The sequence below is a fragment of the uncultured Aliivibrio sp. genome (genome assembly GCF_946479765.1).
In the GTDB taxonomy this organism is placed as follows: domain Bacteria; phylum Pseudomonadota; class Gammaproteobacteria; order Enterobacterales; family Vibrionaceae; genus Aliivibrio.
The window spans coordinates 1-12914 of record NZ_CAMLHO010000032.1; the positions used below are offsets into that span (position 1 = coordinate 1).

Genomic DNA, 12914 nt, shown 5'->3' on the forward strand with positions numbered 1-12914 from the left:
ATGACTTGTTTGCTGAAACTGAAGAGCTAGACGTTGATACTGATGAGCTTCTAACTGAAGACGATGAAGAAAATGATTTTTCTTTAGATGATTTCTTAGAAAATAATGCTGTTGATTTCTCAAAAGAAAGCGACGAAAGTAGCTTGGAAGGGTTATCGATTGAAGATGCTTTAGCTTCTTTAGAGGACGATACAGAAGATGAATCGGAATCAACGGTTTTTGATTTTCAATCACGAGTTTCTGATGAAGAAAAAGTAGCATTAACTCATATTGACAGTTCAGGTTTAGATCTTGATAGTATGTTAGATGATGGTGCTAGTGATTGGAGTGGATTTAATTTAGATACCGCATCAAACACTGATTCAGAGTTAGAAGATGAAGATTGGTCAGAGCAACCGAGTATCGAAAATGATCCTCATGGTGCAGATCGATTCTTAAGTATCGAAACTTTAATTGCAGAGTCTGAAAATGGTGATAAAGCTAACTTTGAAGAGGAAGCTCTAAATTTAGATGTTGGTTTGGATGAGTTTTCAGATATGTTAGGTAACGCGAATACTCACGATGTTGATGTAAATAGCGATGCTCAAAGTAAGCTTGATTTAGCAAAAGCTTATATTGAAATGTCAGACGATAAAGGTGCTTTAGAATTGTTAGAAGAAGTGCTGAAATGTGATGACCCATCGTTGAAAGTAGAAGCGGAAAAATTGATGAGACAAATTGACTAGTTCTTATCAATAAGCAGTTATTGTGACAATTTTAAAAAAGGCGGTAGCGGTGAGCTTCGCCTTTTTTTATAATGGCGTATTATTGAATAAAAAGAATCAAATATCATGCGAATAGCTTTATGTATCGAATATGATGGAGCCAGTTACCACGGTTGGCAATCCCAAAAAGACGTAACAAGTGTTCAAGAAGAATTAGAAAAAGCCTTAATGATTGTTGCGAATGAACCGATAGAGGTTATGTGTGCAGGTCGAACTGATGCTGGAGTACATGGAACTGGTCAAGTCGTACATTTTGATACAAATAGCACCCGCAAATTACCCGTATGGATGGTAGGGGTAAACGCAAATTTACCAAAAAATATAGCGGTTCGTTGGGTAAAAGAAGTCAACGAGGATTTTCATGCTCGTTTTACCGCTACTGCACGACGTTACCGTTATATCATCTTTAATAACCGCCAACGTCCTGCGATCTTTAGCCACGGTGTTAGCCATTATCATGAAGCATTAGATGCTGATTTAATGCATCAAGCAGGGCAGTATTTATTGGGTGAAAACGACTTTACTTCGTTTCGAGCTGTTCGCTGTCAATCACGTACCCCTTGGCGTAATCTAATCCACTTGAAAGTAACTCGTCATGGAGACTTTATTGTGATTGATATTAAAGCCAATGCATTTGTTCATCATATGGTGCGTAACATAACGGGTAGCTTAATTGAAGTTGGCAGAGGTAAGCAAAAACCAGAATGGATACAATGGTTATTAGAGGCAAAAGATCGTAAATTAGCGGGTCCAACAGCCAAAGCAGAAGGTTTATATCTTATTGATGTGGATTATCCAAAAGAATGGGATTTACCACGAGTACCGCTAGGTCCTTTATTTTTACCGGATAATTGATTTTTCATATAAATTCAATATGCGTATTTAATCGGTAAAAAGTTGATATAGGTTCAATCTTGAAAATAGGTACAACCAGTTTTTTATCTACACTGGCTATTATTTATGGTTTAATCTATTTAATTGATTTTATTTCTCTTGCGATGGTGCGAGAGATCACTAATAGAAAGGTCGTCCATGAGTTGGCTTGAAAAGATTTTTAATACAAGCAATATTGTTAGTTCACGTAAAGCATCGATCCCTGAAGGGGTTTGGACGAAATGTACGTCATGTGAACAAGTGCTTTATTCAGCAGAGCTAGAGCGTAACCTAGAAGTGTGTCCAAAATGTGACCACCATATGCGAATGAAAGCGCGTAAGCGTCTAGATACATTTTTAGATGCTGAAGGCCGTGTAGAATTGGGTCAAGAATTTGAACCAAAAGATCTTTTAAAATTTAAAGATTCAAAGCGTTATAAAGATCGTATCTCAGCAGCACAAAAATCAAGTAATGAAACGGATGCTCTTGTCGTAATGAAAGGCACATTATTAGAATTACCTGTTGTTGCTTGTGCGTTTGAATTCTCATTTATGGGTGGCTCAATGGGTTCTGTTGTTGGTGCTCGTTTTGTTAAAGCGGTTGATACGGCAATTGAAAACAACTGTCCTCTTGTGTGTTTCTCTGCAAGTGGTGGTGCTCGTATGCAAGAGGCGCTTATGTCTCTAATGCAAATGGCAAAAACAAGTGCAGCACTAGCGCGTTTATCTCGTAAAGGTTTACCATTTTTCTCAGTATTAACTGATCCAACGATGGGTGGTGTATCTGCAAGTTTGGCAATGCTAGGTGATATTAATATTGGTGAGCCAAAAGCCTTAATCGGTTTTGCTGGTCGCCGTGTTATCGAACAAACCGTTCGTGAAGATCTTCCTGAAGGTTTCCAACGCAGTGAATTCTTGCTTGAACATGGTGCTATCGACATGATCGTTGACCGCCGTGAAATGCGTCAACGTATTGGTGGTTTAATGGCGAAAATGACTAACCAAGCATCGCCATTAGTTGTTCCAGTTGATGGTTCGAAGTAAAAATTAAATTAAATGCGGACAAGGTTACGAGTTCTTACTTTAAAACAGTAACCTAAGTCATATATACTGTCACTATATTCCGTCAGTGAAGTAGTTGAATTATGACCCCATTTGATTCACCAAAAGCCACATCTGATTTATCGGTGTGGCTTCGTTATTTAGAAAGCATTCATACAAGTGCAATAGATTTAGGCCTTGATCGCGTTCAGCGTGTTGCACAACGAGCCAAATTAACTAAACCAGCCTCAACAGTTATTACGGTTGCAGGAACTAACGGCAAGGGATCAACTTGTGCGTTAATGGAATCTATTTTAATTAATGCTGGCTATCGTGTTGGTGTTTATAGTTCTCCTCACCTTATTCGTTATAACGAACGTATTCGTATCAATGGTAACGATTTATCTGATTCTCTTATCACTCAATCTTTTGCTGCAATTGAAGCGTGGCGCAAAGAAACGTCTTTAAGCCTTTTCGAATTTGGAACACTATCTGCGTTATGGGCGTTTAAAACTCATCAAGTCGATGTTGTGCTTTTAGAAGTCGGTCTTGGTGGACGCTTAGATGCAACCAATGTTGTTGAGCACGATGTTTCAATCATTACAAGTCTCGCGGTTGACCATGTCGATTGGTTAGGTGACGATATAGACGTGATTGGTTTTGAAAAAGCGGGGATATTCCGTTCAGACAAACCCGCAATATGTGGTCAACCTAATCCACCATCGAGTGTTGCAGCCCATGCTGATGATATTAATGCTGATTTGTACCAAGTTGGTTATCAATTTGATTATCAAGTAAATGCAGAAAATCAAACGTGGTCTTGGAAAAGTGGTGCATTTGATTTAGATAATTTACCATTGCCTAACTTGCCATTAGCGAATGCAGCAACGGCGATAATGGCTTTAGGGACGTCAGGATTAGAGTTAACGGATGTTAATATTGTTGAGGGTTTAAAAACTGCAAGTTTACCAGGGCGAATGCAACGTTTAACTCGTGATGATGCCGAGAATGAAGCAACGATTATTCTTGATGTGGCACATAATCCACATTCCGCCAATTATCTCGTACAACAAGTAAGACAACGTTTCCCAAATAAGAAAATTCATGCAGTAGTTGGTATGTTGCATGACAAAGACATTAAATCTACCTTGGCTGAGTTCGCGGGAAGTGTTGATGTTTGGTATCCTGCATCGTTATCTGGTCCAAGAGCGGCTAAGGCGAGTGAATTAACGGCAGTAATAGAAACAGAAACAATAGAATATTCATCACCTGTAGAGGCGTTTAAAGTCGCATTGACACAGGCAAAGAATGACGATTTAATTTTAGTCTTCGGTTCTTTTCATACTGTTGGTGAAGTATGGGATTACTGGAAAGAAGAAGCATGAGGTACATGAGTGTCTAGTCCATTTCAACGACGTTTAGTTGGAACCATTATATTGGTTGCCATTGGGGTGATTGTTTTACCTGATCTGTTTGATGGTAAGAAAAAACATTATCAAGAAGAGTTTGCTAGTATTCCTATTAAGCCTGAGCTTTCTAAAGAGGTAGAGCAATTTGAAATCGAAGAACCGGTCGATTTTGATGCAGAACTTCCGCCGGAACCTGTAGAGGTTACTATTGAAGCCTCAAAAGCGGAACCAGAAAAAGAAGTGCTTACTATTGTAGAAAAAAAACCACCAGTAGAAGCGGCAAAAATTGATTACGCAAAAAGCGCTTGGATTATTCAGCTTGGCGTGTTTAGAAATGCAGAGAATGCAAAAAATTTAGCACTTAAATTACGTAGACAAGGCTTCCAAGCACATACTTTTCCTAAAGAACCTAAAAAAGGCGATTTAGTACGAGTCGCTGTAGGCCCAGATATTTCGAAATTGGATCTTGAAAAACAATTACCGAAATTAAAAGAAATAACGGGTCTAAATGGTCAATTGCTTAAATTTGCGCCACTAAACCCATAAGAAAACGTTTGCGTAGCGGGTTTTTCTGTTAAAATGCGCAGCAACAGAGAAAAGATAAATTATGATTTGGATCGATTTTGTCATTTTAGGTGTTATTAGCCTGTCAGCTTTAATCAGTTTGGTTAGAGGTTTTGTTAAAGAAGCGTTGTCGTTAGTGATTTGGTTTGGTGCCTTTTTTGTCGCCAGTAACTTCTATCCCAAACTGGCCGTTTATTTCACAAATATACATGATGAAATGATAAGAAATGGCAGTGCGATTGCTGCCTTGTTTGTGGCAACCTTGGTCGTTGGTGCCGTTGTGAACTATGTGGTTGGGCAATTGGTACAAAAGACGGGGTTATCAGGGACAGATCGGGTATTGGGTATTGTCTTTGGGGGGTTGAGAGGCGTGCTTATTATAGCGGCAGTTCTTTTCTTTATTGATGCATTTACCTCATTCTCAGATTCAGAGTGGTGGAAGCAATCACAATTAATACCGCAATTTAAGGTAGTAATTGAGTGGTTTTTCGAATACTTAAAAGATACATCAAGTTTTCTTCCTGGCGCTACATAGCGCCAGCTTTTTATCAAATTAAGGACTCTAGGACATGTGCGGTATTGTTGGAATCGTAGGCGAAACACCTGTAAACCAGTCAATCTATGACGCTTTGACAGTGTTACAACATCGTGGCCAAGACGCTGCTGGTATTATTACCATAGAAAGCAATCGTTTCCGTCTAAGAAAGGCGAACGGCTTGGTTAAGGATGTATTTGAAGTAAAACACATGCAACGCTTACAAGGTAACGTAGGCATTGGACATGTTCGTTACCCAACAGCGGGTAGCTCTAGTGCTTCAGAAGCTCAACCTTTCTATGTAAACTCACCTTTTGGGATCACATTAGCGCACAATGGTAACCTAACCAATGCGAATGAAATCCGAGAGACCTTATTTGAACAACAGCGACGTCATGTTAATACCACTTCAGATTCTGAAGTGTTGTTAAATATCTTTGCTCATCATCTTGATGCTACAACCCATTACCCTCTTACTGCTGAAGATATTTTTAAAACAGTAGCTAACGTCCATGAGCAAATTCGTGGAGCATACGCGGTTGCTGCGATGATCATTGGTCATGGTATGGTTGCCTTTCGTGATCCTAATGGCATTCGACCTTTATGTTTAGGTAAGCGTGAAGTCGAAGGTCGTACTGAATATATGGTTGCGTCTGAGTCGGTTGCTCTTGATGCGGTTGGTTTTGATTTTGTTCGTGATGTTGCACCTGGCGAAGCCGTTTATGCTCCATTTGAAGGTGGCTTATACACACAACAATGTGCTCATGATCCAAAACTAAACCCATGTATTTTTGAGTTTGTTTACTTTGCTCGTCCAGATTCATTTATTGATAAAATTTCAGTGTACAGTGCCCGTGTTGAAATGGGTAAACGTCTAGGCGAAAAAATCAAACGTGAGTGGGAAGATTTAGAGATCGATGTTGTTATACCGATCCCAGAAACCTCGTGTGATATTGCTCTTGAAATCGCTCAAATCATTAATAAACCGTATCGCCAAGGTTTTGTGAAAAACCGTTATGTTGGTCGTACCTTTATTATGCCTGGTCAACAAGAACGTAAGAAATCAGTGCGTCGTAAACTGAATGCAATTCGTTCTGAATTTAAAGATAAAAATGTATTGTTGGTTGATGACTCAATTGTTCGAGGTACAACATCAGAGCAAATCATTGAAATGGCACGTGATTCAGGTGCTAAAAACGTTTACATGGTATCGGCAGCACCAGAAATTCGTTTCCCGAATGTGTATGGCATTGATATGCCAAGCGCGAACGAATTAATTGCTCATGGTCGTGAAGTGGATGAAATTTGTAAGCAAATCGGTGCTGATGCACTAATCTTCCAAGACTTATCAGATCTTGTTGATGCTGTTGGTTGTGGTAATCGTGAGATAGAGCGTTTTGAAACGTCTGTTTTTAATGCACACTATGTAACTGGGGACATTGATCAAGCCTACCTTGAACAGATTGAAGGTTTACGTGGTGATGATGCTAAGAAAGACAATGAAGCTCAAAACGTAGCAAGTTTAGATATTTACAACGAAGAGATTTAATGCACTCTTTCGTAAGAAAAAAGCCTGTAAATAAAATTACAGGCTTTTTCATTTTAAGAGTTTAATCAAGTACGTGCTTACTTACAAAATCAATAAATAGACGCACTTTTTCAGGCTGATGATCTTTATAGTTATAGATCATATAGATGTCTCTTGGGTTGGCTGACCAGTTTTTAAGAACCCGAACGAGTGAACCATCAGCAAGGTAGCTACTAATCATAATATCAGGCATCAGCGTTATTCCTAAACCATCAGAACATGCCATTCTAATCACATTTAGTTCACTAGCTTCAAAACGTCCCGCATCAGTAATGGTAACAGACTCTCCTTCATTATTGGTTAAACGCCAACGCATTAAAGGATTACCTTTTAATAAACTGTGTTCATGCAGTTCTTGTGCATGTGTCGGCTCTGAATTGCGTTCTAGGTAACTTGGACTGGCAACAAGAATATCTTCTAAAGCGCCAATTTTGCGAGCAATAAGAGAAGAATCACGTTGTTTTCCAACTCTGAAAATAATATCCCAATCCGTAGGATCAAGCTGTTCAGGTTGGTTGCTCATGGTTAAATTGATACTTATATTGGGGTAGAGCAACATGAACTTATTTAAAATGGGTTGGATCATACGTTTAGTTAAGTTAGAAGGGGCTGCGATTTTTAACTTACCAGCTGCACCACGACATTCTTCACTTATGCATTCACTGGTATTAACTAGAGTTGCTAAAAGGGGAGCGCACTCATCATAAAATTTTTGTCCAGCTTCGGTTAGCGATAGCTTTCTAGCGTGACGATTGAGTAAGCGAATATCTAAAGAATCTTCTAAGGCTTGAATCCGACGAGTAATTGTCGCGACAGGGATTAGGGTCTTTCTTGAGGCAGCAGTGTAGCTGCCATTATCTACTACCTGTCGAAACAAATTTAAATCATCTAATTTCATTATATTAAGATACTCTCTGTTTTTCCAAGCGACGAATGGTAACTAATAACCCTAAAATCAGCGTTGTTATAAGTCAACTAAAGTGAAATTTTATAAATAAAAGACTAAATATGCCTTTAACGTAACAGTTATTTACAATCTTATCTAAAAATATTTGTGCTCAGCTAGATATCGAACTAAATTTATTTGAATGGTAATCAAAATATGAAAGGAATTTTCATTATTTGCTAAGGGAACGTGCAGAGGGTAGTCGTATGTCGTTAGAGCAATGTCAAAAGAATGTGGGTGAGAATAAAGCCCCTGTAGAAGATCTTTTATTAAATAAAGATATTTTAGTTGTAGATGATGATCCAATTTTTCGCTCTATGGTCAAAGCGGTATTAGAAAGCTACTCTTGTAATGTAAAAGAAGCAGGAAATGGATTAGAAGGCTTAAAAATGCTGAAGCATTCACTGCCAGATGTATTGTTGTGTGATTTAGCGATGCCGATTTTAAATGGTATAGAATTTGTTGAGGAAGTCGTTGCAGAGTATCCAATGTTACCCATTATCGTAATTTCTGGTAGCGGAGATATGCAAGATGTCGCTCGACTTCTGCGTTTAGGTGCAAAAGATTTCTTAGTGAAACCGATTAGTGATGTGTCGATTTTAATTAAATCATTGGCATCAGCATTAAAGTTAAGTGAAGAAAGTTCATATCGTATGCAAGATTTTTCTAGCCAATGGTTTAGAACATCAGAGATGGATAAAAGTTGTAATGATGAATTACATTGGCATTTAGACCACTTACAAAATGAACCAAACGTAGGGCGTGAGCTGTTGTTTGAGTTGCTACCAGAAAGTGATGCTCATCATGGAAAGTGGAAGTTAGCTTATCGACTTTTACAATCAACAGATGGCATGCCTTTAGTTTTTGATTATGAATGGTTGCTTGATGGTCGTTTATTTTTCTATCTTGTTGATTCAGATTCTGGTGGCGACAATGGTGTAATATCTTGTTTATTAGTTCGTGCTTTTTTTAATGATTTCATCCGAGATCAAAATATCTCACTCAATGCAATCTCTCAAATGGTGATGTCGATAGAAAAAGGAATGGAAACAATGGAAGAGTCTCAACCAATGTCTGCCATGTTTGGTTATGTTGATCTTGCAGAACAAGCGATGTTTGTGTTGTCAGCAGGCTTAAATGCAGTATGGGAAAACAAAACAGAACGTCATGTCCTACAAGCTGATCCACAATTAACCTTAAATGCTGCCCAAAATAAAATTCACCGTTTCCCAATGTCTGAACGTAACGGTTTATTATTAAACAATTTGGGTTGTAGCAGTTTTAAATTAGAGTTGAGTTCATTCTAGATTGCTTCTTTAATCAAGAAAGGCCCATAATAAAGCCGCCCTTAATTTAGATAGAGACGTTGATTTGCATTTTACACGAAGAGTGCTTTGGTTTGTCCTTGGTTCCACGGCTCTCATTCTTGGCCTTATTGGAATATTTATACCCTTATTACCAACAACGCCTTTTTTACTTCTAGCGAGTGTGTGCTTTATGCGAGTCTCTCCGCGTGTGCATACTTGGCTGATTTCTCATCCTAAATTAGGCCCTCCCATTGTTGAATGGCAAAAACACAAGACAATTAAAGCATCGATAAAAAAGAAAGCCATTATCATGATAGTTTTGAGCTTTTTAATATCGATAACTATTACGCCTATTTTATGGGTTAAAGCGATGCTTTTAATTTTTGCCGTCGCACTTATTTATTGGTTTTCTACTATCCCTACATCGTGATTTTTATTAGTCTCGTGGCTTGATCAATAACTTATCTAGGCTGGTATGACTTGCTCATAGCAAAGAAAGTGAATAACATAAGTCGGTTAATTTATTTTAATGCCAAATTTAGGCAAAGTAGGTCATATAACCATGTCGACAGAAACAGTAGAACTGATTAAAAACAGCATTAAATCAATCCCTGATTATCCAAAAGCAGGCATCGTGTTCCGTGATGTAACTAGCTTAATGGAAGACCCCAAAGCATACCAAGCGACAATTCAATTGCTTGTAGAAAAATACAAGCAAGGTGGATTCACTAAAATCGTTGGTACAGAAGCTCGTGGTTTTTTATTTGGTGCGCCATTGGCGCTAGAGTTAGGTGTTGGTTTCATTCCAGTTCGTAAGCCTGGTAAATTACCTCGTCCAACGATTGCTCAAACGTACGACTTGGAATACGGTACAGATACGTTAGAAATTCATACAGATGCAATTGTTGAAGGTGATAAAGTTCTTGTTGTTGATGACCTATTAGCAACCGGTGGTACGATCGAAGCAACCGTTAAACTTATCCGTCAATTAGGTGGTGAAGTAGAGCAAGCAGCCTTTGTTATCAACCTACCCGAAATTGGTGGTCAAACACGTTTAGAGGGCCTAGGGCTAAACGTATACAGCATCTGTGAGTTTGCTGGTCACTAATTATTCATATACACAATAAATTGAATGAGATCTCTCTATCAAGGGAGACCTCATTTTTTTGCTGTGCTACGATTTAGATCTATTTTATTTTGGGCTGTATTCTATGAGCTATCAAGTTCTGGCACGTAAGTGGCGTCCGCATCATTTTAAAGATGTTGTTGGTCAACCTCATGTGCTTACGGCGTTGGAAAACGCACTTGACCATAATCGACTTCATCACGCTTATTTATTTAGCGGAACTCGTGGTGTAGGTAAAACTACTATCGCACGTTTGTTTGCTAAGGGCTTGAACTGTGAAGAAGGGATCACATCAACACCTTGTGGCGTGTGTTCTACTTGTAAGGAAATTGACGAAGGACGTTTTGTTGATTTACTGGAAATCGATGCTGCTTCTAGAACCAAGGTAGAAGATACTCGTGAACTGCTAGATAACGTTCAATATAAACCTGCGCGTGGTCGCTTTAAGGTTTATCTGATCGATGAAGTTCATATGCTGTCGCGCCACAGTTTCAATGCATTATTAAAAACATTGGAAGAGCCGCCAGAATACGTCAAATTTTTATTAGCAACGACCGATCCACAGAAATTACCTGTGACGATTTTATCTCGTTGTTTACAGTTTCATCTAAAGCACATCAGTGTTGATCAAATCCACGAACAGCTTGATTTTGTTTTAGACCAAGAAGAAGTCACTAAAGATGCGAGAGCGCTAGGGCTGATTGCTCACGCGGCAGACGGCAGTATGCGTGATGCATTAAGTCTGACCGACCAAGCAATAGCTCTTGGTAATGGTTCAGTGACTACTGACATCGTTTCTGCAATGTTGGGCACATTAGATACCGATCAAGCGGTTCGCATTTTAGAAGCTATTAGTACCAAAAATATGCAGACATTAATGAGCTGTGTAAATGATTTGGCTGATATGGGGATTGAGTGGGATGGTTTAGCAAAAGAAATTGCAAATCAACTTCATAAGCTAGCTATGTATCAAGCGTTGCCAGCAACGTTAGATAAATCTCAGCCAGATGCTGAACGTATTGAATTATTAAGTGGTCAATTATCACCGCAAGAAGTGCAGCTTTTTTATCAAATTGCCTTGCAGAGCCGTAAAGATTTACCATTAGCGCCAAGTGGAAAAACAGGCGTAGAAATGATGCTGTTAAGAATGGTAGCGTTTCGTCCTGTACATGCACAGCAATTAGATGCTCAACCCATTGCGGTTCCGGCAACAGAACCTCAAATGACACAAACAGCATCAGTGACGAGACCGCAACCAACAGCACCTGTAAATCAGAATCAAGCGCCAATGAGGCCTCAAACGCCAGTACAGCAACAAGTTGTTCAAGCTCCTCAGTCAATACCACAAGAGCATGCATCGAATCAATATGTGCCAGCAATGCAATCAGAGCAGCCACCAAGGTATGATGCTCCACCGATGGGTGAACCGCATCAAACGATGCAACAGCCGTCATCTTCTGTACCCCCAGTGCAGCCAGAACCTGTAGTTGTTGCACCAAGAAGCAGTTTGTTGGGCGTACGTAACCAATTGCGTAGTGCTAAAAATAATTTAACGAATACAACCAATGGTACTAGCTCAAAAAAGGCTAGTGCGGCATCCGATAAGAAAAAAACGAGTTCAGTGCTAGAACGTATTGCTGAAAAGCAACATTTAGCGCCTCGTACTCAGGTGTCGCAAATTGGAAACTCAGCAACACAAGAGAAAAAACCAGAAGAGCCGTATCGTTGGAAATCGACGAAACCAGAAGCGAAAAGAGTTGTCAGTGATATTACACCAACTAAGCTTAAACAAGCGCTAGAACATGAAAAGTCACCAGAGATGGTGCTGCAGTTGGTTGATGAATCGTCTCAACAAGATACGTGGTCAGCGTTAGCTATATCTTTAACCTTGCCAAAACTAGTTCAGCAGCTGGTATTAAATTCGGCTTTTGTTGAGCAAGACAATCAGGTGTTATTACACTTGAGGGCAGAACAAGCTCACTTGGATAGAGATAAAGCCAATGAGTTGATCTCTCAAGAATTAAGCCGAGTTTTAAATAAAGACGTTACCGTATCGATTGATATTAGTTCAGAAGGAGTCAGTCCTTTAGAACTACGTGAACAAATGTATCAAACTAAGTTGCAAGCGGCTTATCAGAGTTTGCAACAAGATCCGCACGTGAATTTCTTTATGCAGAGATTTGGTGCAGAAATAGATCAAGAAAGTGTTAGACCACTATAAAATAGCGGTAGGCATTATCTAAAGTAAAATATTCGATGTGGGTTGAAATTGATATTTTTCACCCCCATTTTCTTAGTATTAAAGAAGTAAACTTAAGAGAGAATAATTATGTTCGGTGGAAAAGGCGGCATGGGCAACTTAATGAAGCAAGCCCAACAAATGCAAGATCGCATGCAGAAAGTACAAGAAGAAATCGCAAACACAGAAGTAACGGGTGAGTCAGGTGCTGGCCTAGTTAAAATTACGATCACGGGTTCTCACAGTGTTCGCCGTGTTGAGATTGATCCAAGTTTAATGGAAGAAGATGAAAAAGAGATGCTAGAAGATTTGATCGCTGCTGCGTTCAATGACGCCTCTCGTCGTATTGAAGAAACACAAAAAGATAAAATGGCTGGTGTTACTGGTGGAATGCAAATGCCACCAGGCTTTAAAATGCCATTCTAATTTATCTTAAATGATAAAAATCAAGAGGGATTATTATATTTGTCTTGGTAAATTAGGCGGCTAAGTGGCTGCCTTTTTCTTTTCTGGAATATTAAA

The 12914-nt window shown here is 39.1% G+C and carries 13 protein-coding genes; 12 read left to right on the top strand and 1 reads right to left on the bottom strand.

The window, feature by feature from the left end; all coding sequences use genetic code 11:
• From Q1K78_RS12290 to purF, 7 genes are all read left to right on the top strand, one after another.
• The coding region (locus Q1K78_RS12290; RefSeq protein ID WP_300179051.1) for a FimV/HubP family polar landmark protein at positions 1-725 on the top strand (725 nt) is incomplete at its 5' end.
• Between the two features lie 105 nt (positions 726-830).
• On the top strand, positions 831-1619 hold the full coding sequence (truA, locus tag Q1K78_RS12295) for a tRNA pseudouridine(38-40) synthase TruA (protein ID WP_300179054.1): 789 nt from the start codon (positions 831-833) through the stop codon (positions 1617-1619).
• Between the two features lie 177 nt (positions 1620-1796).
• A complete protein-coding gene (accD, locus tag Q1K78_RS12300) occupies positions 1797-2681 on the top strand; it encodes an acetyl-CoA carboxylase, carboxyltransferase subunit beta (protein WP_300179057.1) in 885 nt (294 codons plus the stop codon).
• 101 nt (positions 2682-2782) lie between these two features.
• Positions 2783-4063, top strand: coding sequence for a bifunctional tetrahydrofolate synthase/dihydrofolate synthase (gene folC / locus Q1K78_RS12305; RefSeq protein ID WP_300179059.1), 1281 nt, complete (start codon positions 2783-2785; stop codon positions 4061-4063).
• A gap of 9 nt (positions 4064-4072) precedes the next feature.
• Entirely contained in the window at positions 4073-4633 is a 561-nt protein-coding gene (locus Q1K78_RS12310) for an SPOR domain-containing protein (protein ID WP_300179061.1), read from the top strand.
• 61 nt (positions 4634-4694) lie between these two features.
• A complete protein-coding gene (locus Q1K78_RS12315) occupies positions 4695-5186 on the top strand; it encodes a CvpA family protein (RefSeq protein WP_300179064.1) in 492 nt (163 codons plus the stop codon).
• 34 nt (positions 5187-5220) lie between these two features.
• Positions 5221-6735, top strand: coding sequence for an amidophosphoribosyltransferase (gene purF, locus Q1K78_RS12320; protein WP_300179067.1), 1515 nt, complete (start codon positions 5221-5223; stop codon positions 6733-6735).
• Between the two features lie 61 nt (positions 6736-6796).
• Here purF and Q1K78_RS12325 read toward each other — a convergent pair whose 3' ends face one another.
• Positions 6797-7672, bottom strand: coding sequence for a LysR family transcriptional regulator (locus tag Q1K78_RS12325; protein ID WP_300179070.1), 876 nt, complete (start codon positions 7670-7672; stop codon positions 6797-6799).
• 224 nt (positions 7673-7896) lie between these two features.
• On the opposite strand from Q1K78_RS12325, the gene Q1K78_RS12330 reads away from it, so the two are divergent.
• The 5 genes from Q1K78_RS12330 (at position 7897) to Q1K78_RS12350 (ending at position 12818) form a co-directional block, all read left to right on the top strand.
• Positions 7897-9027 carry a response regulator gene (locus tag Q1K78_RS12330; protein ID WP_300179073.1) on the top strand — a complete coding sequence of 377 codons (1131 nt, stop codon included), beginning with the start codon at positions 7897-7899 and terminating at the stop codon, positions 9025-9027.
• Positions 9028-9091: 64 nt separating this feature from the next.
• On the top strand, positions 9092-9457 hold the full coding sequence (locus tag Q1K78_RS12335) for a YbaN family protein (protein ID WP_300179076.1): 366 nt from the start codon (positions 9092-9094) through the stop codon (positions 9455-9457).
• A gap of 132 nt (positions 9458-9589) precedes the next feature.
• On the top strand, positions 9590-10135 hold the full coding sequence (apt, locus tag Q1K78_RS12340) for an adenine phosphoribosyltransferase (RefSeq protein WP_300179079.1): 546 nt from the start codon (positions 9590-9592) through the stop codon (positions 10133-10135).
• A 103-nt stretch (positions 10136-10238) separates the two neighbouring features.
• A complete protein-coding gene (dnaX, locus tag Q1K78_RS12345; protein WP_300179082.1) occupies positions 10239-12374 on the top strand; it encodes a DNA polymerase III subunit gamma/tau in 2136 nt (711 codons plus the stop codon).
• Between the two features lie 108 nt (positions 12375-12482).
• Positions 12483-12818, top strand: a complete 336-nt coding sequence (locus Q1K78_RS12350; protein ID WP_300179085.1) for a YbaB/EbfC family nucleoid-associated protein — start codon at positions 12483-12485, stop codon at positions 12816-12818.
• The last annotated feature ends 96 nt before the right edge of the window (positions 12819-12914 follow it).